The sequence below is a fragment of the Mitsuaria sp. 7 genome (assembly GCF_001653795.1).
Taxonomy (GTDB): domain Bacteria; phylum Pseudomonadota; class Gammaproteobacteria; order Burkholderiales; family Burkholderiaceae_C; genus Roseateles.
Genome location: NZ_CP011514.1, coordinates 3,832,955 through 3,856,970, shown reverse-complemented (window position 1 = coordinate 3,856,970; position 24,016 = coordinate 3,832,955). Strand labels below are relative to the sequence as shown.

At 70.7% G+C, this 24,016-nt stretch carries 18 protein-coding genes; 9 read left to right on the top strand and 9 right to left on the bottom strand.

Going from position 1 to position 24,016, the window contains the following annotated elements:
* Window positions 1-21: 21 nt before the first annotated feature.
* Genes ABE85_RS16885 through ABE85_RS16875 form a run of 3 tightly spaced genes read left to right on the top strand, consistent with a single transcriptional unit; the run spans window position 22 to window position 3,866 of the window.
* Window positions 22-633 (top strand): (2Fe-2S)-binding protein, encoded by a 612-nt coding sequence (locus ABE85_RS16885; RefSeq protein ID WP_082938689.1) that lies wholly within the window; start codon window positions 22-24, stop codon window positions 631-633.
* Window positions 626-1,621, top strand: coding sequence for a xanthine dehydrogenase family protein subunit M (locus ABE85_RS16880; RefSeq protein WP_067277105.1), 996 nt, complete (start codon window positions 626-628; stop codon window positions 1,619-1,621). Before ABE85_RS16885 ends, ABE85_RS16880 begins: the two co-directional genes overlap by 8 nt.
* A 1-nt stretch (window position 1,622) precedes the next feature.
* On the top strand, window positions 1,623-3,866 hold the full coding sequence (locus ABE85_RS16875) for a xanthine dehydrogenase family protein molybdopterin-binding subunit (protein WP_067277101.1): 2,244 nt from the start codon (window positions 1,623-1,625) through the stop codon (window positions 3,864-3,866).
* 19 nt (window positions 3,867-3,885) lie between these two features.
* On the opposite strand, the gene ABE85_RS16870 is transcribed toward ABE85_RS16875, so the two are convergent.
* From ABE85_RS16870 to ABE85_RS16830, 9 genes are all read right to left on the bottom strand, one after another.
* Window positions 3,886-4,446: an HNH endonuclease gene (locus ABE85_RS16870; protein ID WP_067277099.1), complete on the bottom strand. Its 561-nt coding sequence runs from the start codon at window positions 4,444-4,446 to the stop codon at window positions 3,886-3,888.
* Window positions 4,447-4,646: 200 nt separating this feature from the next.
* Entirely contained in the window at window positions 4,647-5,381 is a 735-nt protein-coding gene (locus ABE85_RS16865; RefSeq protein WP_067277095.1) for a response regulator transcription factor, read from the bottom strand.
* A 102-nt stretch (window positions 5,382-5,483) separates the two neighbouring features.
* Window positions 5,484-8,489, bottom strand: coding sequence for a response regulator (locus ABE85_RS16860; protein WP_067277092.1), 3,006 nt, complete (start codon window positions 8,487-8,489; stop codon window positions 5,484-5,486).
* Window positions 8,486-9,598, bottom strand: coding sequence for a chemotaxis-specific protein-glutamate methyltransferase CheB (cheB, locus tag ABE85_RS16855; protein ID WP_067277088.1), 1,113 nt, complete (start codon window positions 9,596-9,598; stop codon window positions 8,486-8,488). Before cheB ends, ABE85_RS16860 begins: the two co-directional genes overlap by 4 nt.
* Window positions 9,595-11,733 carry a hybrid sensor histidine kinase/response regulator gene (locus tag ABE85_RS16850; RefSeq protein ID WP_067277085.1) on the bottom strand — a complete coding sequence of 713 codons (2,139 nt, stop codon included), beginning with the start codon at window positions 11,731-11,733 and terminating at the stop codon, window positions 9,595-9,597. The genes cheB and ABE85_RS16850 overlap by 4 nt, the downstream gene beginning before the upstream one ends.
* A 12-nt stretch (window positions 11,734-11,745) precedes the next feature.
* On the bottom strand, window positions 11,746-13,206 hold the full coding sequence (locus ABE85_RS16845; protein WP_197507041.1) for a CHASE3 domain-containing protein: 1,461 nt from the start codon (window positions 13,204-13,206) through the stop codon (window positions 11,746-11,748).
* A gap of 14 nt (window positions 13,207-13,220) precedes the next feature.
* Complete coding sequence (locus tag ABE85_RS16840) at window positions 13,221-13,805, bottom strand: chemotaxis protein CheW (RefSeq protein ID WP_067277079.1); 585 nt, start codon at window positions 13,803-13,805, stop codon at window positions 13,221-13,223.
* Window positions 13,802-15,289 (bottom strand): protein-glutamate O-methyltransferase CheR, encoded by a 1,488-nt coding sequence (locus tag ABE85_RS16835; protein WP_067277077.1) that lies wholly within the window; start codon window positions 15,287-15,289, stop codon window positions 13,802-13,804. The genes ABE85_RS16840 and ABE85_RS16835 overlap by 4 nt, the downstream gene beginning before the upstream one ends.
* A complete protein-coding gene (locus tag ABE85_RS16830) occupies window positions 15,286-15,792 on the bottom strand; it encodes a chemotaxis protein CheW (protein ID WP_082938686.1) in 507 nt (168 codons plus the stop codon). Before ABE85_RS16830 ends, ABE85_RS16835 begins: the two co-directional genes overlap by 4 nt.
* 243 nt (window positions 15,793-16,035) lie before the next feature.
* Between ABE85_RS16830 and ABE85_RS16825 the strand changes: the two genes are divergently transcribed.
* The 6 genes from ABE85_RS16825 (at window position 16,036) to ABE85_RS16800 (ending at window position 23,998) form a co-directional block, all read left to right on the top strand.
* Window positions 16,036-16,797: a TetR/AcrR family transcriptional regulator gene (locus ABE85_RS16825; RefSeq protein ID WP_067277073.1), complete on the top strand. Its 762-nt coding sequence runs from the start codon at window positions 16,036-16,038 to the stop codon at window positions 16,795-16,797.
* A 54-nt stretch (window positions 16,798-16,851) separates the two neighbouring features.
* Window positions 16,852-18,642 carry an acyl-CoA dehydrogenase C-terminal domain-containing protein gene (locus ABE85_RS16820; protein ID WP_067277070.1) on the top strand — a complete coding sequence of 597 codons (1,791 nt, stop codon included), beginning with the start codon at window positions 16,852-16,854 and terminating at the stop codon, window positions 18,640-18,642.
* Between the two features lie 93 nt (window positions 18,643-18,735).
* Window positions 18,736-19,209 (top strand): DUF2147 domain-containing protein, encoded by a 474-nt coding sequence (locus ABE85_RS16815; RefSeq protein WP_197507040.1) that lies wholly within the window; start codon window positions 18,736-18,738, stop codon window positions 19,207-19,209.
* A 126-nt stretch (window positions 19,210-19,335) separates the two neighbouring features.
* On the top strand, window positions 19,336-21,732 hold the full coding sequence (locus tag ABE85_RS16810) for a 3-hydroxyacyl-CoA dehydrogenase/enoyl-CoA hydratase family protein (RefSeq protein ID WP_067277068.1): 2,397 nt from the start codon (window positions 19,336-19,338) through the stop codon (window positions 21,730-21,732).
* A gap of 26 nt (window positions 21,733-21,758) precedes the next feature.
* Window positions 21,759-22,973, top strand: a complete 1,215-nt coding sequence (locus ABE85_RS16805; RefSeq protein WP_067277066.1) for an acetyl-CoA C-acyltransferase — start codon at window positions 21,759-21,761, stop codon at window positions 22,971-22,973.
* Between the two features lie 173 nt (window positions 22,974-23,146).
* Window positions 23,147-23,998: an alpha/beta fold hydrolase gene (locus ABE85_RS16800; protein ID WP_067277063.1), complete on the top strand. Its 852-nt coding sequence runs from the start codon at window positions 23,147-23,149 to the stop codon at window positions 23,996-23,998.
* Window positions 23,999-24,016: the final 18 nt, after the last annotated feature.

Here is a 24,016-nt window from a genome sequence, read left to right as displayed (position 1 = left end):
CCCCTGTCGAAGGACCCTCCGATGAGTGATTCCTCCCCCGCCACGACCCTCGATCGCCGGGCGTTCATGGTCACCACCGCGAGCGTCGCGGGTCCGGCGCTGACCGCCGGATGCGCCGCTCCCGGTCCCGCCGCCGCACCGCCCGCGGGCGCGCCGCGCTGCGAGGTCGTGGTCAACGGCCGTCCGCATGCGCTGCGGATCGAGGCGCGCGCCTCGCTGCTGGACGTGCTGCGCGAAGACCTGCAGCTGACCGGCACCAAGAAGGGCTGCGACCACGGCCAGTGCGGCGCCTGCACCGTGCACGTCGACGGCCGCCGCGTGGCGTCGTGCCTGACGCTGGCGGCGAAATGCGACGGCCGCGAGGTCCGCACGATCGAAGGGCTGGAGCGCGCCGACGGCGCGCTGCACGTGATGCAGCAAGCCTTCATCGACCACGACGCGCTGCAATGCGGCTACTGCACGCCCGGCCAGATCATGGCCGCCATCGCGTGCGTGCGCGAAGGCCACGCGCAGACCGACGACCAGATCCGCGAGTACATGAGCGGCAACCTCTGTCGATGCGGCGCCTATGTCGCCATCCTCGAGGCGGTGCGCGACGGCGCCCGGCGGATGAAGGGAGGCGACCATGCGTGACTTCAGCTACGGCAGCCCCGACAGCGCGGACGCCGTGCTCGCGCGACGCGCGGCCGGCGAGGCGCCCGGTGTCCGCTACCTCGGGGGCGGCACCACGCTCTTCGACCTGATGAAGCTGAACGTCGAGGCGCCCACCGCGCTGATCGACGTGACGCGTTGCCAGGACCTGCGCACGATGGACTTCGGCCGCACCGAATGGCGCCTGGGCGCCGGCATGACGATGGGCGAGATCGCCGACCACGAGCGCGTGCGCGGCGAGTTCCCCGCGCTCAGCGAGTCGCTGTGGAAGGCCGCGTCGCAGCAGATCCGCAACATGGCCACGCTGGGCGGCAACCTGCTGCAGCGCACCCGCTGCGCCTACTTCCGCGGCACGCCCGCCTACCCGTGCAACAAGCGCGAGCCCGGCACCGGCTGCTCTGCGCTGGAGGGCGCCCACCGCGGCCATGCGCTGTTCGGCGGCAGCTCCCAGTGCATCGCGACCTATCCCGGTGATCTCGCCATCGCGCTGGTCGCCTTCGACGCGGTGGTCGACCTGCGCAGCCCGCGCGGTGCGCGCAGCGTGCCGTTCATCGAACTGCATCGCGAACCCGGTGACACGCCGCACCTGGAAACGCAGCTGGCGTCGGATGAACTGATCGTGGCGATCCGCATCCCGCGCTCTCCGGCGATGAAGGCCTCGGTCTATCACAAGGTCCGCGACCGCGAGTCCTACGCCTTCGCGCTGGTGTCGGCCGCCGTCGGCCTGCAGATGACGGCGGGGCAGGTCATCGACGTGCGCATCGGGCTTGGCGGCGTCGCCACGCGGCCCTGGCGCGCCGCCGCGGCGGAACGCCACCTGCGCGGTCGCGCGCTGACCCGCGACTCCGCGCGCCAGGCTGCCGAGCTGGTCTTCGCCGACGCGCGGCCGCTGCCGCACAACCGCTTCAAGGTCGCGCTCGGGATCGACACGCTGACCGACGCGCTGATGCAATCCAAGGAAAGGCTCTGACATGGCGACGTCCTCCTCCATTTCCGGCAGCCGCCGCGACGGACCCGAGCGCGTCGACGCGCGGGACAAGGTGCGCGGCGCGACCCGCTACGTGGCCGACCACGTCCCCGCCGGCGTGCTGCATGCCGCGCTGGTGCCGGCGCCCGTGGGCCGCGGTCGCATCGACGCGATCGACACGACGGCGGCGGAGCGCGTGCCGGGCGTGCGGCTCGTGCTCACGCACGCCAACATCGGACCCTTGCAGGGCGCCGGCTTCCTGATGGGCGGCGGCTTCGGCTTCCAGAGCCTGCAGCCTTTGGCGAGCCTGGACATCGCCTACCGCGGCCAGTACATCGCGCTGGTGGTGGCGGAGTCGCTCGAGGCCGCCCGCGAAGGCGCGCAGCGCGTCTCGGCGCGCATCACGCCGGCGCCTGTCGCCGCGACGCCGGAATCGCCCGGCGCCCAGACGATCGGACAACCCGCGGCGCTGCCGCTCCCACCCTTCGCCGACAAGCGGGTCGGCGACGCGGACACGGTCTTCGCGCAGGCGCCGGTGCGCATCGATGTCACCGCGCAGATGCCGGCGCAACACCAGAACCCGATGGAGCTGATCGCCACGCTCGCTCTCTGGGACGGCGACACGCTGATCGTCCATGAGCCCACGCAGAACGCCGAGTCCGTGCGCCACGGTCTGGCGCGTCAGCTCGGCCTCCCGCCGTCCGCCGTGCGCGTGATGTCGCCGACGATAGGCGGCGGCTTCGGGCAGAAGAACTCGCTGCAGTCGCAGACGGTGCTGGTGGCCATCGCCGCGCGCCGGCTGGGCAGGCCGGTGAAGCTGGTCGTGCCGCGCGCGCTGCTCTTCCACAACAGCGCCTTCCGACCGCGCAGCGTGCAGCGTGTGCGCCTGGGCGCCGATCGGCAGGGGCGCGTGCTGGCGGCGATCCACGAGACGGACCAGCAGACCTCGCGTCACGATTATTTCCCCTCCACCGGGAGCGACACCACCGCGCGGCTCTACGACATCAAGCACTTCCGCAGCGCCGACCGGCTGATCCGCACCGACGTCCAGACACCGGGGTTCATGCGTGGCCCCCACGAGCATCCCTCGGTCTTCGCGTTCGAACTGGCCATGGACGAACTGGCGACGGCCACGGGCATCGATCCGGTCGCGCTGCGCCTGCTGAACGACGGCACGACCGATCCGCTGACCGGCAAGCCGCATTCGTCGCGCCATGTCGCCGCATGCCTGCGTCGGGGCGCCGACCTCATCGGCTGGAAGCGCCGCAGCGCCGCGCCCCGGTCGATGAGCCTGCCGGACGGCACGTTGGTCGGCCTGGGCGTCGCGATCGGCGCCTACAAGGCGGCTTCCGCGCCGGCTCGGGCGCATGTGCGGCTCGACGCCTCGGGTCGGCTGCAGGTGTCGGTGGGCGGTCATGAGATGGGGCAGGGCATGCGTACCGCGATCGCCACGAGCGTGGCGCGCCTCACCGGCGCCCCGGTCGGTGCCATCGAGATCCGCATCGGCGACACGCAGTTCGCGCCCCAGCATGTCACTGCGGGGTCCTGGGGCACGGCGACCGTGTTGCCGGCCGTCGAGGAGGCATGTCGCCGCCTGATGGAGAACCTGCGGGCGAAGGCCGGCGCGCAGGCAGACGTGAAGGCAGACGTGAAAGGCAGTGGCAGCCTGCTCGACCTGCTCAAGGCCAGCGGACAGGACGTCGCCGAAGCCCGCAGCCAGACGCGCGCGCCGGGGCAGCCCGAACAGGTCTTCGGCCGGCTGGACGGCGGCCTGCCGGCGGCGGCGGGGCCGGTGTATCCGGACTTCGTCGCCTTCAGCTACGCGGCCCACTTCATCGAGGTCCACGTCGAGCCGGCCACGCGCCGCATCCGCGTGGCCCGGTGCGCGAGCGTCATCGACTGCGGCCGCGTCGTCAGCCGGCGCACCGCGCGCAGCCAGGTGGAAGGCGGCGTGGTCTGGGGCATCGGCGCCTCGCTGCGCGAGATCAGCGAGGTGGACCCGCGTCACGGCGGCTTCCTCAATGCGGATCTGGCGGAGTATGTGATCCCGGTCGCGGCGGACATCGGTCGCATCGACGTCGACTTCATCGACGAGCCCGATCCCAAGCTCAACGCGCAGGGCGTGAAGGGCCTGGGGGAGGTCGTCATGGTGGGTGTCGCGGCGGCGGTGGCCAACGCGGTGTTCCACGCGACGGGCCGTCGCGTGCGGCATCTGCCGATCCGCGTGGAGGATCTCTACGAGGCGTAGTGTCCGGCGTTGCGGCGCGCTACGAGACGTACAGCCGCGACGACTTGGGCACGCTCGCCAGCAGGAACTCCATCTGGTCCGCCACGATGCGGCGGCCGCGCAGGATCATGTCCTCGTGCAGGCTGGGCACATAGGGCAGGTAGAGCAGCGCCATGTTCGCCTCTTCGGGCGTGCGGTTGCCCTTGCGGCCGTTGCAGGCTCGGCAGGCGGTGATGCAGTTCATCCACGAGTCCCGCCCGTTGCGCGACACCGGCTGGATGTGCTCCCGCGTCAGCAGGTCGGAATGGAGCACGTGCCCGCAGTACGCGCAGACATGGCGATCCCGCGCGAAGAGCTTGAAGTTGGACAGCGCCGGCGCCTGGCGCCAGGCGCGGCTGGGGACCGCGCCGCGGACTGCCACGATCGGGTGCAGCTCGATGCGCGACTGCAGCCCGGTGAGCCGCTGGTACCCGCCGCGCAGGACGTGGAAGGGCGCGCCCAGTGTCCACGCGATGGCGTCGCTGGCGTACAGCACCGCTGCTTCCTTCGACGAGATCCAGGCCTGCGGTCGGCCCGAGATGTCCAGCTGGAGAACGTCCACGGTCGTTGACCTCCTGCGACGGAGAGTAATCCAGTCGGAGGGGGCAACTCAAGTGCCCGACGGGCACGGTGGTGCCGCCGAGACGATATTTCAGCTGATCGCCGAACTTAGGCGCCCGAAGGCCGGGGTTCAAGTCGGGGAATGACCTGGGGGCGTTGACCCGTTCGGGTCATGCGCCCCGTCGCGATCCCGTCACACGCTCAGGAGGGCAGCTTCCCCAGCGCCCGGAGCTCGGCGACGGCCACCAGTCCGCCGGCGGAGAGCGCGTCGTCCGGCAGCCGGGCCTGTCCCAGTCGCGTGCCCGGCGCCAGCACGTCCAGCCGCTCCCGCAGCGTGGGCGTGTCGTCGCTGTCGATCTGGACGACGCAGAGCTGCGCATCGCCCGGCGCGCCGCTCCAGCCCACCAGGTCGCCGCCGTCGAGCCCCGCGATCAGTTGCGCGGCCAGGGGCGGGAGCGAGGCGGCCGGGCCCGCGAGCACGTGCACGACGACCTCCGAGCCGTCCCGCATCGCCAGCTTCACCGTCTGGTCCAGCCGCTCCCGCAGCGCCGCCGGAGAAAGCGGCTCCGGCGCGGGCACCTGCTGCTGGCCCATCAGGTGGCTCAGCATCACGTCGAGTTCCTCGGCCTTGTCGAAGAAGCCGTTCGCGCCGGCCGCCAGCACGGCCGCACGGTAGGCGTCGGTCTGGTGCGAGAGCACGTGGACCTGCCCCGCGTAACCCTGCTTGCGCAGCGCCTTCAGCACCGCCAGCCCGGAGCCGCCCTGCGCGAGCGAGAGGTCCAGCAGCACGGCGTCCGGCCGCAGGTGGCCGATCAGCGTCAGCGCGGTGGCTTCGTCGGCGGCTTCACCGACCACGCGCAGCCCCGGCACCGTGTCTAACCGCTGCAGCAGCTGGCGGCGGATGGTCAGCGAGTCCTCGACGAGGACGATGGTCATGGGGATCGCAGTGGCTTGCATCGTGATGTGGCGTGTCCCTCGTCACGTGGTGTTCATCGGTCTTGTCTGTCCGGCTTGTTCTGCCGGGGCGTCGTCCGTCATTCATTCATCCAGGGGATCGAGGTCGCCCCAGCTCGTGCGGCTGATCGCGCGCTTGACCTCGTCCATGAAGTGTCCCTGCGGATTCGCCGGAGCGCGCGTGCCCGCACCGGCACCGGTTCCCGCCGAGGGCGCCGGCGCGGCGCCTGCAGCGCCCGCGTCAGCCGGGTCACGCACGGCGGTCGCGCGCTGCACATGGCGGTTCAGCAGTTCGCGGTCGCGCGTCGTCAGCTGCGAGGCCGCGACGACGATCACCGGGATCGCCGCCGTCAGCGGATCGCGCTGCAGCGCCTCGACGACGCCGATGCCGTCCACCTCCGTCATCAGCAGGTCCAGCACGATCAGGTCGGGCACATGGCGCCGCGCCAGCTCGATGCCCTCCTTGCCGCCGGTCGCGCGCAGCACCGAGAACCCGGGCTGCGACAAGTGCGCGCTGAGCGACTGCAGGTCGCCAGGCGCGTCGCTGATCGCCAGCACCAGGAACTTTCGCGTGGCCGTCGGCTTGAAGCCGAGCATCTCCAGTTCCTTGCTCAGCGCCTTGCGCGACACCGGCTTGTGCAGCACCGCCGACGCGCCCAGCGACAGCGCCACCTCCTGCCCCGCGTCCACCGACACGACCACGACGGGGATGTGCGCCCAGCCCGGCAGGTTCTTCAGGCGCGACAGCAGCTCCCAGCCGTCCAGTCCGCCCGGCAGGTTGACCTCCAGCGTGATCAGGTCGGGCCGCATCTGCGGCGCGAGTTCCAGCGCCGCCTCGGCCGAGGTCACGTGGCGGACGCGGAATCCCGCCGCGTTCAGCTGCGTCTGCATCAGCGCCGCGGCCGGCTCGTTGTGCTCGATCACCAGCGCGAGCGGGCGCGCGCCGGGCTCGTCGGGCAGGATGACGTCGGGCACCACCGGGTCGCGCCACGGCAGCCAGCAGGTGAAGCAGCTGCCCTTGTCCGGCGCGCTGCTCACCGCCACCGCGCCGCCGTGCAGCTGCACCAGGCGCGCGACGGTCGCCAGTCCGAGGCCCGTGCCCTCGACCTTGTGCGTCAGCACGTTGCGCACCTGGTTGAAGGGCTGGAACAGCTTGTCCAGCCCCTCGGGCGGAATGCCGATGCCGTTGTCGGTGACGCTGATCTGGATGAATTCGCCGTACTCGCTGTCCGGCAGCTCCGAGCGCCGCCCGTCGGGGAAGCCCGGCAGCGCCTCGCGGGCGCGCAGCCGCGTGACGCGGCGCGCCTCGAGCCGGATGTTGCCGCCCTTGGGCGTGAACTTCGCGGCGTTGGACAGCAGGTTGTAGATGATCTGCCGCAGCCGGCGGCGATCGACGCACAGCCGCTGGTGGGCGCCGACGCCGAAGAAGTCCATCTGGATGCGGTTCAGCCGCGCGCGCTCCTGGACGATCGCCAGGGCGTCGCGCAGCAGCTCGTCGAGCGCCACCGGCTCGATGTCGAGGTCGACCCGGCCGGCCTCGATCTTGGCCATGTCCAGCAGGTCGTTGACCAGCGACAGCAGATGCTGGCCCGCGTTGTGGATGTGGTTGCAGAACTCGGACTGCCGGTCGCTGACCGGCCCCGCCGCGCCGTCGCGCATCAGCTGGGCGAAGCCGATCACCGCGTTCAGCGGCGTGCGCAGTTCGTGCGACATCGTCGACAGGAAGGCGGTCTTGGCGCTGCTGGCGCGGCTGAGCTCGGCGTTGAGCTGCTCCAGCGCGTCGTTGCGCTGCTGCAGCACGGCCAGCAGCTCCGCGCGGCTGTCGGCCAGGTCGCGCGCGGCGCGCGCCTCGGCGGCCTCCATCGCGTTGCTGTGCAGCTCGGCGTGGACGCGGCGGGCCTCGTCCTCGAACTGCTTGCGCCGCAGCTGCGCGCGCAGCCGCGCCTTGAGCAGCTCGACCTCGCCGTTGGACTTGACGACGTAGTCGTCCGCGCCGGCCTCAAGGCCGGCCAGCATCGACGCCCGCCCCTCGAAGGCCGTGAGCAGCACCACCGGGATGTCGCGCAGCGCCGGCGCGGACTTGATGCGGCGGCAGGTCTCCAGCCCGCCGATGCCCGGCATCTGCACATCGAGCAGCACGGCGTCCACCGACTGCACCGCGAGCAGTTCCAGCGCCAGTTCGCCGGTGCCGGCGGCGATCACGTCGTACCCGTCGTCGCGCAGCGTCGCGCCCAGTTCCGCCAGCACGTTGGCGCTGTCGTCCACCAGCAGCAGCCGCTTGGGGCCGGACAGGCTGGCGCCCTGGTCGGGCAGGCTGGACTTGGCGCTGCGCAGCATCGCGGCGACGCGCGCCAGGATCAGGTCCACGTCGTCCTGCTTGCGCGCGAAAGCGTCGGCGCCGGCTTCCAGCGCGCGCAGTTCCGCCTCCGGTCCTTCATCGGCGGTCAGCAGCAGGCAGGGCGTGTGGCGCAGCGCCGGGTCCAGCCGCAGCCGGCGGATCACGGCGGCGCCGTCGATGCCCGGCATGTGCTGGTCGACGATGACCGCGTTGGGCCGCAGCGCCGCGGCCTGGCGCAGGCCTTCCTCGCCGTGGGCGGCCATGTAGATGTCGTAGCCGTGCGGCTCCAGCGCCTCGCACAGCGCTTCGCGGAAGGTCTCGCTGTCGTCGATCAGCAGCACCGAGGCGACGTGCGGCTCCGGCGTCGCCAGCCGCGCCTGCCGCTGGCGCACCAGCTCGCGCGCGCGGTCGACGACGTAGCTGCGGTCGTAGGGCTTGCCGACGTATTCGTCCGCGCCGTGCGCGATGCCGCGCAGCCGGTCGCCGGCCAGCGAGGCGTTGGACAGGATCAGCACGACGCACTCGCCGCCGCCCTGCGGCGTGGCGCGCAGCTCAGCCAGCCAGCTGCCGCCGTCGCCGTCGGGCAACTGGTTGTCCAGCAGGACCAGCGCCGGCATGGCCTCGGCCAGCGCGGCCCGGGCCTGCGCCAGCGTCGCGCATTCGACGCAGTCGAAGCCGGCGTCCTCGAGCGCCTCCCGCAGGTCCATGCGGACCGTCAGGCTGTCCTCGACGATGAGGGTTCTCTTGTTCATGTGTGGGCTCCTCCCCAGGCCATACCGCTCAAGCCCAGCAGGGCGGGGCCGATGTCGGCCAACGTCAGCACGCGTTCGGCGGCGCCCAACTGGGCGGCCTCCCGCGGCATGCCGTAGACCATCGAACTGGCTTCATCCTGCGCCAGCGTCGCGCCGCCGGCCCGGCGGATCGCGAGCAGGCCCGCGGCCCCGTCGCGTCCCATGCCGGTCAGCAGCGCCGCCGCGACGCCCGGGCCGATCTCCGCGGCCAGTGATTCGAAGAGCTCGTCGACCGACGGCCGGCACGAATGCCGCGGCGGCCTGTGGCTGAGCTCGAGCTGTCCGCCGCGCACGACCATGTGCACGTCCGGCGGCGCCAGCACGACCTGACCCGCCAGCTCGCGCAGGCGCTCGCCGCCCTGGGCGTAGCGCACGCGGTGCGGCGTCTGCGCGTCCAGCCATTCGGCGAAGCCGCGGCTGAACACGGCGTTGATGTGCATCACGATCAGCACCGGCAGCGGCGCCGGCGCGGGCAGCGCCTGCAGCACCTTCATCAGCGCGCCCGGCCCCCCGGTGGATGCCCCCAGCGCCAGGACCGCGCGGCGCGGCAGCGGCGGCGGCGGTGCCGGCGGCTTCGCGGCGGGCCGGCCGCCGATGCGCGCCCGCACATGCGTGATCACGCGGATGCGCGACACCAGGCGCAGCAGCGTCACGTAGCGCTGCTCCCATTCGCCCTCGGGCTGGCTGGCGTTGGGCTTCTCCAGGACCTCGACGGCGCCGGCGGCCAGCGCCTCGTAGGTGCGCAGCAGCTCGCCCCGGTTGGTCGAGGACGAGACGATCAGGATCGGCGTCGGGCAGTGGGCCATGATGGCTTCGGTGGCCTCCTGGCCGTTCATGCCGGGCAGCATCATGTCCATCGACACGACGTCCGGCCGCAGCTGCTGGCACAGCGCCACGGCGGTCGCGCCGTCGTGCGCCTCGCCGACGATCTCGATGTCGCTCTGCGCGGCCAGCACTTCGCGGATGTGCGCCATCACGGTGATCGAGTCCTCGACCACCAGCACGCGCAGTGTCTTCGTCGAGGGCGGCGCGCTGCCGCCCAGGCCGCCGATGCCGGCGCCGCCGGTCATGCGGAGACTCCCTGCGCCGATCGCGCCACCAGCCGCGCGACCTGCGCGAGGAACTCGTTCTGCGCGAACTCGCCCTTGACGATGTAGCCGTCCGCGCCGACGGCCTTGCCGCGCGCGAGGTCCTCCGGCGCGTTGCGCGAGGTGACCAGCACCGCCGGGATGTCGCGCAGCGCCGCGTCGGCGCGGATGCGCGTCATGAATTCGAATCCGTCCATGCCCGGCATCTCCACGTCGCACAGGATCAGCGCATAACGCTCGCGCTTCGCGGCTTCCAGGCCGTCCTCGGCGGAGGCGGCCATGTGCACGCGATACCCGGCGGCTTCGAGGATGCTCTGTTCCAGCATGCGCGTCGTCAGGGAATCGTCGATGACGAGGATGGTGCCGGTGCGTGCCGGCGCCGCGACGGGCCGCGGACGCGCCTGACGGGCCGCGGCGATCAGGCCCTCGGGCGCGAGCACCGGCACCGGCTGTTGCGCCGCGTCCAGCGCCAGGCCGGAGATCAGCGGCGACGCCGGCAGCAGCGCCGGCGGCGGTCGCAGCACGACGCTGGTCACGCCGTCCAGCGAGTCCACGCCCAGCACCGCGCGCTGTCCGCCGGCGCGCAGCACCAGCGCGGAACGCGGCGGCGGCGCCGCGACGCCGGGGCGCAGTGCCTCGGCCAGCGACAGGTGGGGCAGCAGTTCATCGCCCACGGCCACGTGCGAGCCGGTCAGCACCGGGCGCTGCAGCACGCACTCGACGGCCTCCAGCGGCACCCAGGCCGACACGCTGCCGGCGCACAGCCGGATCGCGCGCAGCGCGGCCAGCTGCAGCGGCACGCAGAGCTCGACCGTCGTGCCTTCGCCGCGACGGCTGTGCAGCGTCAGCCGGCCGCCGAGCCGGTCGGCCGTGTCGCGCACGAGGTCCATGCCGACGCCGCGGCCGGCCAGGGCGTCCACGCGACGCGCGGTGCTCAGGCCGCCGCGCAGCAGCCGGTCGATGAGGGCCTCGTCGTCGAGATAGGCCGCACCGGGGAGGCCCTTGTCGACGGCCTTGCGTCGCACGGCGTCCAGGTCCAGGCCGGCGCCGTCGTCGGAGCAGCAGAACAGCACGTCACGGCCGCGCCGCTCGATGCGCAGCTCGATGCGGCCTTGCGGCGGCTTGCCGGCGGCGGTGCGCTCGGCGGGCGATTCGATGCCGTGCGCCACGGCGTTGCGCACCATCTGCACCAGGGCGCCGGAGACCGTGTTGAGCAGTGCGGCCTCCAGCTTCACGTCGCCGCCGTGGCCCGTCAGGCGCGCCTGCTTGTCCTGCGATCGCGCCGCGTCGCGCGTCGCGCGCTGCAGCGGTGCGAACAGCTGCGATGCCGGGAGCAGCCGCAGTTGCTCGGCGCTGTCGCGCAGGGCGACGAGCTCGCGGGCGAGCTGGCGCGCGCCGCGTTCGATCTGGTCCTCGATGCGCGCGAGCGGTCCGGCCAGGATCTCCTGCTGCCCCTGCAATTCACCGCGCAACTCGCGCAGCAGCAGCCCCGCGCGCTCCAGCGGCGCGAGGTGACCCTGCGTGCGCGCGATGTCGGCGAGCAGCCCGTCGAGCTCTTCCGGCATTAACTGCGGAATCGTCAGCATCCCGCCGACGGGGTCGTCGGCCGGCTCCTGCTCAGGGTCCGTCGCGGAGGACGAGCCCGATGCATCGGCTCCCGACGTGGATGCGGCGTTGACCGATACGTCCGGTGTGGCCGGTCCGCTGGCTGCGGCCGCTGCAGCAGCGGCATCGATGCGCTTCGCTGAAAGCGCGAGACCTGCCGGGCGGGATGGCGTCGATGTCGGCGACCCCGCGCCTGCCGACGGCGCATCGAGCGCCGTGATCGACTCCTCGGCCGCATCGATCAGCGCCAGCAGCGCGTCGAGTTCGGGACGGCCCGGCGCGTCGCCGCTGTCGCGCAGCGGCGTCAGCAGATCCTCGATGGCATGGGCCTGCGCCGCGATGGCGGGCAATCGAACCACGCTGGCGGCGCCCTTGAGCGTGTGGGCCAGCCGCAGCAGCCGGCTGGGCAGATCGGGTGCGGGCGCCTGCTCGGCGGCGAGCACGGCCTCGCCCATCTGCCGCAGCAGATCGCGGGCTTCCACGCGGAAGAAACGGTAGGGGTCCTTGGCCACGGCGCGGGGGTCTCAGGTGGGTTGCGCCTGCACCAGCCGGAGCAGGTCGCGCGACATCTCCGCCAGCTCGGTGGCCGTCTGCGAGGTCTGGCCGGAGCTCGCCTCGGTCTCGCGCGAGGCCTGCGCGGTGTTGGACAGCGCGACGTTGAGCTGCTCGACGGCGGTCGCCTGCTGCTTGGTGGAGAGCTCGATCTCGCGCGCCGCGTCGGTGGTCGTGACGACCTGGCCGGCGATCTTGGCGAAGCTCGAGGCGACGTCGTCGAACTGGCGCGCGCCGGCGTCGACCGCCTTGGAGCCGGTCTCGGTCGCCATGACCGTGGTGTTGACCGCGCCGCGCATGTCGTCGATCTGGAGGCGGATCTCCTTGGTCGACGCCGTCATGCGGTCGGCGAGCTTGCGGATCTCATCGGCCACGACGCTGAAGCGCCGTCCGGCGTCGCCGGCCACGGTGGCCTCGATCGTCGCGTTGATCGCCAGGATGTTGGTCTGCTCCGCCAGTTCGCCCACCAGGTCCAGCACGACGCCGATCTGCTGCGACTTGCGGCCCAGGTCCAGCATGTGGTCGACGACGAGATCGATCTGCCGCCGCATCGCGGCGATGCTCTCGCGCGCCGACTGCAGCGTGCCGTCGCCGCCGCGGGCCAGGCCCGCCGTCTGCTCCGCGATGACCACGACGCGCTGCGCGCTGTCGGCGATCTGGCGCGAGGTCGCCAGCAGTTCGGAGATGGTGGTCGAGATCTCGGTCATCGACGTGGCCGTCTCGCGCGCGCCGGCGGCCTGCTGGTTGGCGGCGGCCTGCAGCTCCGCGGACGAGCGCTGCACGTGCTTCACCGCAGTGCCGACCTGGCCGCTCAGCGCGCGGCTCAGCGTCAGCGCGGCGATCAGCACCAGCAGCGCGCCCGCCACCGTGCCCCAGACGATGGCCGCGCGCACGGTGGCGGCGGTGGACTCGACGTCCCGCGCGCGCTCGCGCAGCAGGTCGTTCTCCTCCTCCTCCATCTGGCCGACGACCGCGCGCAGTTCGTCCATGCGGCGCTTGCCTTCGCCCAGGGCGACGGCCTTCAGGGTGGCATCGAGGCCGCTGGTCCGCCGCGACTCGATGCGCTCCTTGTGCAGCTGCAGCAGGCCGTCGATCATCGTCGTCGCCTGGTTCAGCCGGGTCTGCTGCGCCGGGTTGTCGCGGATCAGCGGCTTGAGTTCCGCCAGCGTCCGCGGCACGTTGGCGACCGCGCTGCGGTAGGGCTCGAGGTAGGGCTCCTCGCCGGTCAGCAGGTAGCCGCGCTGCGCGGTCTCGGCGTCCTTCATGTAGCTCATCAGCGTGCCGATGTGGCCCACCGCCGCATGGGTGCGCGCCACCTGGTAGCTGTTCTGCGTCATCACATCGACGCCGCGGTACGACAGGATCCCGATGAGCAGCAGCAGCGCGAAGGACAGCGCAAAGCCCACCGACAGCTTTCTTCCGAAGGTCCACATGGCACGTCTCCCTGTCATCGGCCGGCGGCGCCGGCGCTTGTTGTCGTCGTGAAGGTCGTCGCGGACGTCGAGACGTGGCTCGACGCGCGGGTCGATGCGCCTTCGTCGGCGTGAGCCGACACGGCGGCGATCAGGCCGTCGAGCTCGATCAGCGGGCGCAGCGCGCCGCCGCAGCGGACCGCCCAGCCGGTGCCGGCGGCGTCGTTCTGCTGCAGCCGGTCGCCGGCGGCGAGCCGCCACTGGCCGTCGAAGCCTTCGAAGGCGAGCGCCAGCGGCGCGCCGCGCGCGATGGCCCACCAGCGCACGACGCCCGCGGGACCGCGACCGATCAGCGCCTGCAGGTCGTACAGCGGCAACACCTGACCCTGATGACCGGCGAGTCCGAGCAACCCGGGAGCGGCGGCGGGATACGGGGCGGCGGGCATGGCGGGCGTCAGTCCGGCCAGGTCGGCCAAGTTCAGGGCGAAGGGCTCGCCGGCAATCCGTATGCCCAGCACGTCCAGCACCGCCTCCTCGTCGGCATGGCGGCGCGGTTCGCCGAAGGAGCGGTCGAAGGACTCCCGCCATTCGGCGAGCAGTTCGCGGGACGCTTGCGTCATGCGCGGGTCTCCTGCATCTCGTCGCGGCACAGACGCCGCAGGTCGTCGCGGTCGAAGCCGCCGCCGAAGCGGCGCAGCCGCTCGGACGATTCGTGGTCCAGCAGTTCCAGCGCGCGGCGCAGCTCGCGGTGCGCCGCGATGACCTCGCCGCGACGCCGCGCCAGCAGCCCCAGCCGCAGATGCGGGAACGCGAACGCGGCGTCCTTGGCGGCGGCGCGCTGGTGGTGCCATTCCGCGGCGGGCAGTTGGCCGCGCTCTTCCATGGCCAGTCCATGGAGGAACAGGCCCTCGGCCTGCAGCGCCGCCGGCGTGCCGGGCGTGATCAGCCGCGCGCAGGCGCGCAGGCCGTCCTCCACCTGGCCGGCTTCGATCAGTTGCAGGGCCTCGTCGAGCAGCGCCTGGTCGGCGTCGCCCTCCGGGCCGGCGGCATCGGGCGTGCTCGGCGTGCCGGCCACGCCGTGCCCCGACCCGGAGGAAAGCGCCGATCCGGGAATCGCCCCGGCGGAAGGGGCCGCGTCGACACCGGGCGCGGGGGAGGATGAGGAAGTCCACGCGAGGGGCCAGACGCGGGCGTCCTCGACGGGCTCCCGGCGATAGAAGAAGCAGCCGTGCGCTTGTCGGAGCACCAGGCCGGCCTCCTGCGCCACGTCCTTGCCGCGCAAGGTCTCCGCGTGGCCCAGGAAGAGCGCGCCGCCCGGCGCCAGCGCGCCGGTCAGGTTGCGGATCGCCTGGCGCAGCGCGGTGGGCTCGAAATAGATCAGCACGTTGCGGCAGAAGATGATGTCGAAACTGCCGGGCGCCCAGAACATCGCGTCGGGTTGAGCGAGGTTGCGCTGCGCGAAGCGCACGCGTTCGCGGATCGCCGGGAGCGGCGTCCACAGGCCGGGATCGACGCGATGTAACCAGAGATCGCGCTGCTCCTGCGGCGTCGCGCGCAGGCTCCATTCGCCGTAGCGGGCCGCCGCGGCACGGGCCAGCGCGGCCGGGTTCAGGTCGACGGCCAGCACCTCCCAGTCCACGCCCTGCGCCTGCAGGCCGGCGCGGTGCAGCGTGATCGCCAGGGTGTAGGCCTCCTCGCCGCTGGCACAGCCGGCGGACAGCGCCCGCAGCCGCCGGCCCGGGCCGCCGAGTTGTCCGCCCCATTGGCCGCCGGGCTCGGCCTGCGCGGACTCCGAGAGGCTGCGCACCATGCCCGGCAGCAGGTCGAATCGCAGGGCGTCGAACTGCTCGGCATGCCGGAAGAAGAAGGTCTCGCCGACGGTCAGTTCCGCCGCCAGCGCGTCGAGCCGGGCGCGCGTGGGCGCCAGCTCCATCTGGTCGAGGAAGCGCTCCGGGCTGACCGGCCCCGCGACGCGCGTGAGCGCCGCGGTGAGCCGGTCATCCTGTCGTTCGTCGAAGTGCAGGCCCAGCCGGGCGGCGAGCAACGCGCGCAGCCGCGGCAGGAGCGAAGGGAGGTCGAGAGCAGCCGGCGCGGCGCGCGTCATGAGCCGGCCTCCGCCCGGGGCGGCGGTGTCGCGTCCTGCGACCACCCCTCGAGGGCGTGGAGCGCCGCCAGCGACGCTTCCGGCAGCAGCCGCGCCTGGTCGAGGACGGCGATCAGGTCGTTGTCGCGCTCCGCCAGCGCGGCGATGGCGCCGTGCTCGCGATCGCGCAGCAGCGGGGGCAGGGTGCGGACCTCGTCGGCCGGCAGGGCCTGCAGGCCCAGCACCTCGGTCACGGCCAGCGCGACGCGGTGCCGGCCCGCGTGCACGACGACGTAGCGGCGAGGCGCGACGGGCTCGAGGCCCAGCAGGCCGCCCAGGTCGACGACCGGCAGCCAGTCGCCGCGGATGCGCGCCAGGCCCTGGACATGCACCACCGGCGACGCCAGCGGCCGCAGCGGCTGCGGACGCAGGGTCTCCTCGACGGCGTCCAGCGGCAGGCCGCACAACCGGGACTGGATCCGGCACACCAGAACCCGGAACACGCCATTCAATGGCTTGTACATTCTTCTGGCTCCCTGTTTGTGCCAGTCTATGCCGGCATCCGGCGGGCCCGCCTGGGCGAAGGTCACTTCGCCGTCGACGCCCCGCGGGAGACCCAGCGTCGCAGAGAAGTCGGCGCTCACGGGTGCGGGTAAACCCGGGGCTGCTTTAGGCCGGCATCACTAAAAAAGGGTGGTCAAGGATTGCGTTTCCGGCCCGGAACTGCTCAAAATAGAACGATCGTTCGTTTTATTATTCCGGGCACCGTGTCCACCTCCTCCTTCACCCCCGCCAAGCCTGTCGCCGCCAAGCCGCCCGCCTCGTCGCGCAGCGGCTCGCGCTCGCTGCAGAAGGGCGCGCAGACCCGGGCCGCGATCCTCGACGCGGCGCTGGGCCTGGCCTCGCACATGGGGCTGGAGGGGCTGTCCATCGGCGCGCTCGCCGATGTGACGAAGATGAGCAAGTCCGGCGTCTTCGCCCACTTCGGCTCGCGCGAGGAACTGCAGATCGCCGTGGTGCGCGAGTACCACGCCAAGTTCGAAGAAGAAGTCTTCTACACCGCGATCCGCCAGCCGCGCGGCCTGCCGCGCCTGCGCGCGCTGTTCGAGCGCTGGGTGCACCGCACCTCCGTCGAGGTCGACTCGGGCTGCATCTACATCAGCGGCGCCGTCGAATTCGACGACCGGCCGGGCCTCGTGCGCGACGCGCTGGTCGGCATGGTGCGCGACTGGCACGCCGCCATCCGCAAGGCCATCCTGCTGGCGCAGGAGGTCGGCCACCTCGTGCCGGACGCCGATCCGGACCAGATCCTCTTCGAGATGCACGGCCTGATCCTCTCGCTGCATCACGACGCGCGTTTCCTGCGCAGCGACGGTGCGCTGGCCCGGGCCCGCACGGGCCTGGAGCGCATCCTCGGCAGCTTCGCCACGCCGGCCGGCCGCAAGGCCGATGCCGAGTCGCGGCAGACCTCTCCTCAATCCGCCACCGCCGCCGCGACCGGGACCGTCCCGGGACGCAAGCGCGCCTGAGCGGGGCGAGTCCCTTCCGATCCTTCCATAGAACCATTCCTCAGGAGAGCCCCCATGCCTCAGTACAACCCGCCCCTGCGCGACATGCAGTTCGTGCTGCACGAGCTGCTGCACGCAGTCGACGAGCTGAAGCTGCTGCCCGCGCATGCCGAGATCGACGAGGACACCGTCAACGCGGTGCTGGAAGAGGGCGGCAAGTTCGCCTCGGAAGTCCTGACCCCGATCAACCTGTCGGGCGACCAGGAAGGCTGCACGCTGGACCGGACCACGCACGAGGTCAAGGCGCCCAAGGGCTTCAAGGAAGCCTACGCGCAGTACGTCGAGGGCGGCTGGCCCGCGCTGTCGTGCGATCCGGAGTACGGCGGCCAGGGCCTGCCCGTGCTGCTGAACCAGTTCATGTACGAGATGATGAACTCGGCCAACCAGGCCTGGACCATGTACCCGGGCCTGAGCCACGGCGCGTATGAGGCGCTGCATGCGCACGGCACGCCGGAGCAGAAGACCACCTACCTGTCCAAGCTGACCTCGGGCGTGTGGACCGGCACCATGTGCCTGACCGAACCGCATTGCGGCACCGACCTGGGCCTGCTGCGCTCCAAGGCCGAACCGCAGGCCGACGGCAGCTACAAGATCACCGGCCAGAAGATCTTCATCTCCGCCGGCGAACACGACCTGGCCGAGAACATCATCCACCTGGTGCTGGCCCGCCTGCCGGACGCGCCGCAAGGCTCCAAGGGCATCTCGCTGTTCGTCGTGCCCAAGTTCAACGTCAAGGCCGACGGCTCGCTGGGCGAGCGCAACCCGGTCTACTGCGGCGGCCTGGAACACAAGATGGGCATCCACGGCAACGCCACCGCGCAGATCGTGCTGGACGGCGCCGTCGGCACGCTGGTGGGTCAGCCCAACAAGGGCCTGCAGGCGATGTTCGTGATGATGAACGCCGCCCGCCTGGGCGTCGGCAACCAGTCGCTGGGCCTGACCGAAGTCGCTTACCAGAACGCCGTCGTCTACGCCAAGGACCGCATCCAGATGCGCGCCCTGTCGGGTCCGAAGTCGCCGGACAAGCCGGCCGATCCGATCATCGTCCACCCCGACGTCCGCAAGATGCTGCTGACCGCGCGCGCCTACGCCGAAGGCGGCCGCGCCCTGTCGGCCTACACCGCGCTGCAGCTGGACAAGGCGCTGAGCAGCGACGACGCCGACGAGCGCAAGGCCTGCGAGGACGAAGTCGCCCTGCTGACGCCCATCATCAAGGCCTTCATCTCGGACAACGCCTGGATCGCCACCTCGCACTGCATGCAGGTCTTCGGCGGCCACGGCTACATCCACGAGTGGGGCATGGAGCAGTTCGTGCGCGACTCGCGCATCAACATGACCTACGAAGGCACGAACACCGTGCAGTCGCTGGACCTGCTGGGCCGCAAGATCCTGGGCAACAACGGCGCGACCCTGAAGAAGTTCGGCAAGAAGATCGCCGAGTTCGTCGAGGAAGAGGGCACCAGCGAAACGATGCAGGAGTTCATCAACCCGCTGGCCGACATCGGCGACAAGGTCACCAAGCTGACCACCGAGATCGGCATGAAGGCCTTCCAGAACCCCGATGAAGTCGGCGCCGCCGCGGTGGACTACCTCCGCGTCGTGGGTCACCTGACCTTCGCCTACATGTGGGCGCGCATGGCCAAGCTGGCCCTGGAGAAGAAGGACAGCGGCGATCCGTTCTACACCGCCAAGCTGGCGACGGCGCGCTTCTACTTCGCCAAGCTGCTGCCCGAGACCGCGAGCCTGATCCGCACCGCGCGCACCGGTCTGAGCCCGCTGATGGAAATGGACGAGGCGCTGTTCTAAGGACAGCGTCACGGGCGCCCCCTCGAGCGGGGCGCCCGCGTTCACCGGCAGACGTCGCCACCCGCATTCCATAAAAAACCGGAGAGAGACACGATGAAACCGCTGTTCGCCACCGCCGTCGCCCTGGGCCTCGGCATGTCCGCCAATCTCGCGCTCGCGCAGGCCTCGGCTCCCGCCGCGACGGTCACGACCCCCGTGGGCGTCTGGAAGACCATCGACGACGATACCAAGCAGGAGCGCTCCACGGTCCGCATCAGCGAGGCCAACGGCGTGCTCTCCGGCAAGATCGAGAAGATCACCGACCCGAGCAAGCAGGACGCCAAGTGCGATGAATGCAGCGACGAGCGCAAGGGCCAGCCCATCATCGGCCTGACGATCCTTCGCGGCGTCAAGAAGAACGTCGGCGACACGGCGCTCTGGGACGGCGGCGACATCCTCGACCCGGGCAACGGCAAGGTCTATCGCGTCCGCTTGCGTCCGGTCGACGGAGGCAAGAAGCTGGAGGTCCGCGGTTTCATCGGCATGCCGATGCTGGGCCGCACGCAGACCTGGGTCCGCGTCGAGTAACGCTTCGAGTAACGCTTCGAGAATCGCGTCGAACAAAGCATTGAACCAAGCGCCGTGTCCAGTGTCGTCACAGGCGCCTCGTACAAACCACATTCCTACATCCTCGGGATGTTCATTGGAGAAACCATGAGTCGATTCCAAGTTCGCAAGGTTGCCGTGCTCGGCGCCGGCGTGATGGGCGCGCAGATCGCGGCCCATCTGGTCAACGTGAAGGTGCCGGTCGTCCTGTTCGACCTGCCCGCCAAGGAAGGCCCGAAGAACGGCATCGTGACCAAGGCCGTCGAGGGCCTGAAGAAGCTCAAGCCGGCGCCGCTGGGCGTGGCCGAGAACGCCGCGCTGATCCAGCAGGCCAACTACGAAGAGCACCTCGAACTGCTCAAGGACTGCGACCTGATCATCGAGGCCATCGCCGAGCGCATGGACTGGAAGCTGGACCTGTACACCAAGATCGCGCCGTTCATCGCGCCGCATGCGATCGTGGCGTCCAACACCTCGGGCCTGTCGATCACCAAGCTGTCGGAAGTCCTGCCCGAGTCGATCAAGCCGCGCTTCTGCGGCATCCACTTCTTCAACCCGCCGCGGTACATGTACCTCGTCGAGCTGATCAACACGCCGACCACCAATCCTGAAGTCATCGATCAGCTCGAGAGCTTCGTGACCTCGGCGGTCGGCAAGGGCGTCGTGCGCGCCAACGACACGCCCAACTTCGTCGCCAACCGCGTCGGCATCGCCGGCATGATGGCCACGATGATCGAGGCCGAGAAGTTCGGCCTGTCCGTCGACGTCGTCGACGACCTGACCGGCAAGAAGCTGGGTCGCGCCTCGTCGGGCACCTTCCGCACCGCGGACGTGGTGGGCCTGGACACGATGGCGCACGTCGTCAAGACGATGCAGGACAACCTGAAGGACGACCCCTTCTACTCGACCTACGCCACGCCCAAGGTGCTGGCGGGCCTGATCGAGAAGGGCGCGCTGGGCCAGAAGGCCGGCGCCGGTTTCTACAAGAAGGTCGGCAAGGACATCCAGCGCCTGGACTTCGCCACCGGCGAGTACGTCACCGGCGGCGGCAAGGCCGAGGAGATCGTCGCGCGCATGCTGAAGAAGCCGGCCGCCGACCGCATCAAGCTGCTGCGCGAATCGACCAACCCGCAGGCCCAGTTCCTGTGGTCCATCCTGCGCGACTCCTTCCAGTACGTGGCCGTGCACCTGGACACCGTGGCCGACACCGCGCGCGAGATCGACTTCGCCATGCGCTGGGGCTTTGGCTCGCAGCAGGGCCCGTTCGAGCTGTGGCAGGCCGCCGGCTGGAAGCAGGTCGCGGAGTGGGTCAAGGCCGACATCGACGCCGGCAAGACGCTGTCGAGCGCGCCGCTGCCCGCGTGGGTCTTCGAAGGCCCGGTCGCCGACAACGGCGGCGTGCACTCGAAGGACGGCTCGTGGAGCGCCGCCGAAGGCAAGTTCAAGCCGCGCGCCAAGCTGCCGGTCTATGAGCGCCAGGCTTTCCCCGAAGCGCTGGTCGGCGAAGGCGCCGTCGAGCCGCTGAAGGCCGGCACCGAAGAGTTCAAGAACGAGGAAGTCCGCGTCTGGTCGCTGGACGGTGAAGTCCTGATCGCCTCGATCAACGCCAAGCTGCACCTGATCAGCCCGACGGTCACCGAGGGCCTGCTCAAGGCCGTCGAGATCGCCGAGGCCAAGTACAAGGGCCTGGTCATCTGGTCGCCGGACGACGTGTTCTCCGCCGGTGCCAACCTGGAAGCGCTGATGCCGGTCTTCATGACCAAGGGCGCCAAGGGCATCGCCCCGGAAGAGAAGAAGCTGCAGGACATGATGCTGCGCGTGCGTTACGCCAGCGTCCCGGTCATCGCCGCGATGCGCGGCCTGGCGCTGGGCGGCGGCTGCGAACTGGCGGTGCATTGCGCCCGCCGCGTCGCGCACATGGAGTCCTATGTCGGCCTGGTGGAAGTGGGCGTCGGCCTGATCCCCGGCGGTGGCGGCCTGACCTACATCGCGCGTCGCGCGGCGGAAATGGCTTCGGCCGGCAACGCCAACGCGGACATCTTCGCCTTCCTCAAGGACGGCTTCACCAACGCCGCGATGGCCAAGGTGGCGACCTCCGCGCTGGAAGCGCAGAAGCTGGGCTACCTGCTTGACAGCGACATCATCGTCCCCAACAAGGACGAACTGCTGTACGTCGCCACGGCGCAGGCCAAGGCGATGGTCGACTCCGGCTACCGCGCCCCGCTCAAGGCCAAGTTCCCGGTCGCGGGCCGTTCCGGCATCGCCACTGTGAAGGCCCAACTGGCCAACATGCGTGACGGCGGCTTCATCAGCGCGCACGACTTCCACCTGGCCTCGCTGATCGCCGACGTCGTCTGCGGCGGCGAAGTCGAAGCCGGTTCGCTGGTGACGGAGGAATACCTGATGTCGCTGGAGCGCAAGCACTTCTGCAGCCTGCTCGAGCATCCCAAGACCCAGGAACGCATCATGGGCATGCTTCAAACCGGCAAGCCCGTTCGCAACTGAGTCCCGCGGCACACAAGGAATCCATCATGAGCAAGCAAGTTCAAGACGCCTACATCTGCGCCGCCACCCGTCTGCCCATCGGCAAGTCGGGCCGGGGCTACTTCAAGAACACCCGTCCGGACGAGATGCTGTCGCGCGTCATCCAGGCCGCCATGGCGCAAGTGCCGGGCCTGGACCCGTCGGTGATCGAGGACGCCATCATCGGCTGCTCCTTCCCCGAAGGTGAGCAGGGCATGAACATCGCCCGCGTCGCGGCCGTGCTGTCGGGTCTGCCGAACTCGGTGGGCGGCGTCACGGTGAACCGCTACTGCGCCTCGGGCATCACTGCCCTGGCGATGGCCGCGGACCGCATCCGCATCGGCGAATCCGAAGTGATGATCGCCGGCGGCGTCGAGTCCATGTCCATGGTCCCCATGGGCGGCAACAAGCCCTCGTTCCCGCCCGCGATCTTCGAGCGCGACGAGAACATCGGCCTGGCCTACGGCATGGGTCTGACGGCCGAGAAGGTCGCCGACAAGTGGAAGGTCTCGCGCCAGGCGCAGGACGAGTTCTCGCTGGAATCGCATCGCCGCGCGCTGGCCGCGATCGAAGGCGGCTTCTTCAAGGACGAGATCACCCCGTTCGAACTGAAGGATCGTCAGCCCGACCTGAACGGTGACGGCGTCATCGTCAAGAGCCGCATCGTCGACACCGACGAAGGTCCGCGCAAGGACACCTCGATGGAAGGTCTGGCCAAGCTCAAGCCGGTGTTCGCCGCCAAGGGCAGCGTCACGGCCGGCAACAGCTCGCAGACCTCGGACGGCGCGGGTGCGCTGATCGTGGCGTCGGAAGCTGCGGTCAAGCGTTTCGGCCTGACCCCGCTGGCGCGCTTCGTCTCCTTCGCCGTGCGCGGCGTGCCGCCCGAGATCATGGGCATCGGCCCGATCGAGGCGATTCCGGCGGCGTTGAAGCTGGCCGGCATCAAGGCCGAGGACCTGGGCTGGATCGAACTCAACGAAGCGTTTGCCGCGCAATCGCTGGCCGTGCTGAACGATCTGGACAGCAAGGGCATCGTGCTGGACCGTTCCAAGGTGAACCCCAACGGCGGCGCGATCGCCCTGGGTCACCCGCTGGGCGCGACGGGCGCGATCCGTGCGGCCTCCGTGATCCACGGTCTGCGTCGCACCGGCGGCAAGTACGGCATGGTGACGATGTGCGTCGGCGCTGGACAAGGCGCGGCCGGCATCATCGAGCGTCTGTAAGAAGCGCTCGGTTCTTCAAGTACGGTCTTCGGCGGTCAGTGACTGCGAGTGGGGCCGGAATGGTGCTGGGGGTTCGCGGACGCGATGCCCCCTGCACCGTGGAGAGCCCGCGCTTGGCCAAGCGCAGGTAGGCGCCCTGAGAAGGACGCCAACGGCATCGGGGGGAGATCGCGATGATCAGTTTCCGAGCGGAGGATGGTTTCGAGCTTCGAGGCCATCTCTACGGCGATGCGGCGACCGCGAAGGCGGGCTTGCTGATCGCTCCGGCGATGGGCGTGGAGCAGCGCTACTACGCTGCCTTCGCGCGCTGGATGGCGGAGCAGGGCTGGCTGGTGCTGAGCTTCGACTATCGCGGCATGGGCGCTTCGCGTCCTGACGCGATGAAGCGCTCCTTGCGAGGGCTTGAAGCCGACATCCACACCTGGGCCGAGCGCGATGCCGCAGCCGCCTTGTCGCACCTCGACCACTTGCTCGGCGACCGCCGCGAGATCCACTGGCTCGGTCACAGCCTCGGCGGCCAGATCCTGGGCATGCTGCCCAACCGCTCGCGCGTCTCGCGCGCCGTGACGGTGGGTTGCGGCAGCGGCTACTGGCGCGAGAACTCCGTCGGCTTGCGCCGCTACGTCTGGTGGCTCTGGTACGTCGTCGTCCCGTTGGCGCTGCCGGCTTTCGGCTACTTCCCCGGCCGCAAGCTGCGCAAGGTCGGCGACCTGCCGCGCGGCGTGATGGCGCAGTGGCGACGCTGGTGCCTGGACCGCGAGTACATGATGGGCGAAGGCGGCGACGCCTTGCGCGCTCAATACGCGTCGCTGTCCGTGCCCATGCTCTCGCTGGCCTTCACCGACGACGAGTTCATGTCCCGCCGCAACACCGAGTCCCTGCACGGCTTCTACGCCGGCGCGCACCCCGAGATGCGCCGCATCGCCCCCAAGGACATCGGCGAGCGCCGCATCGGCCATTTCGGTTTCTTCCGCGATCGATTCGAGCGCAGCCTCTCGCCGCAGGTCAGCGCGTGGCTGGCATGATCGCGGTCATTCATTCGA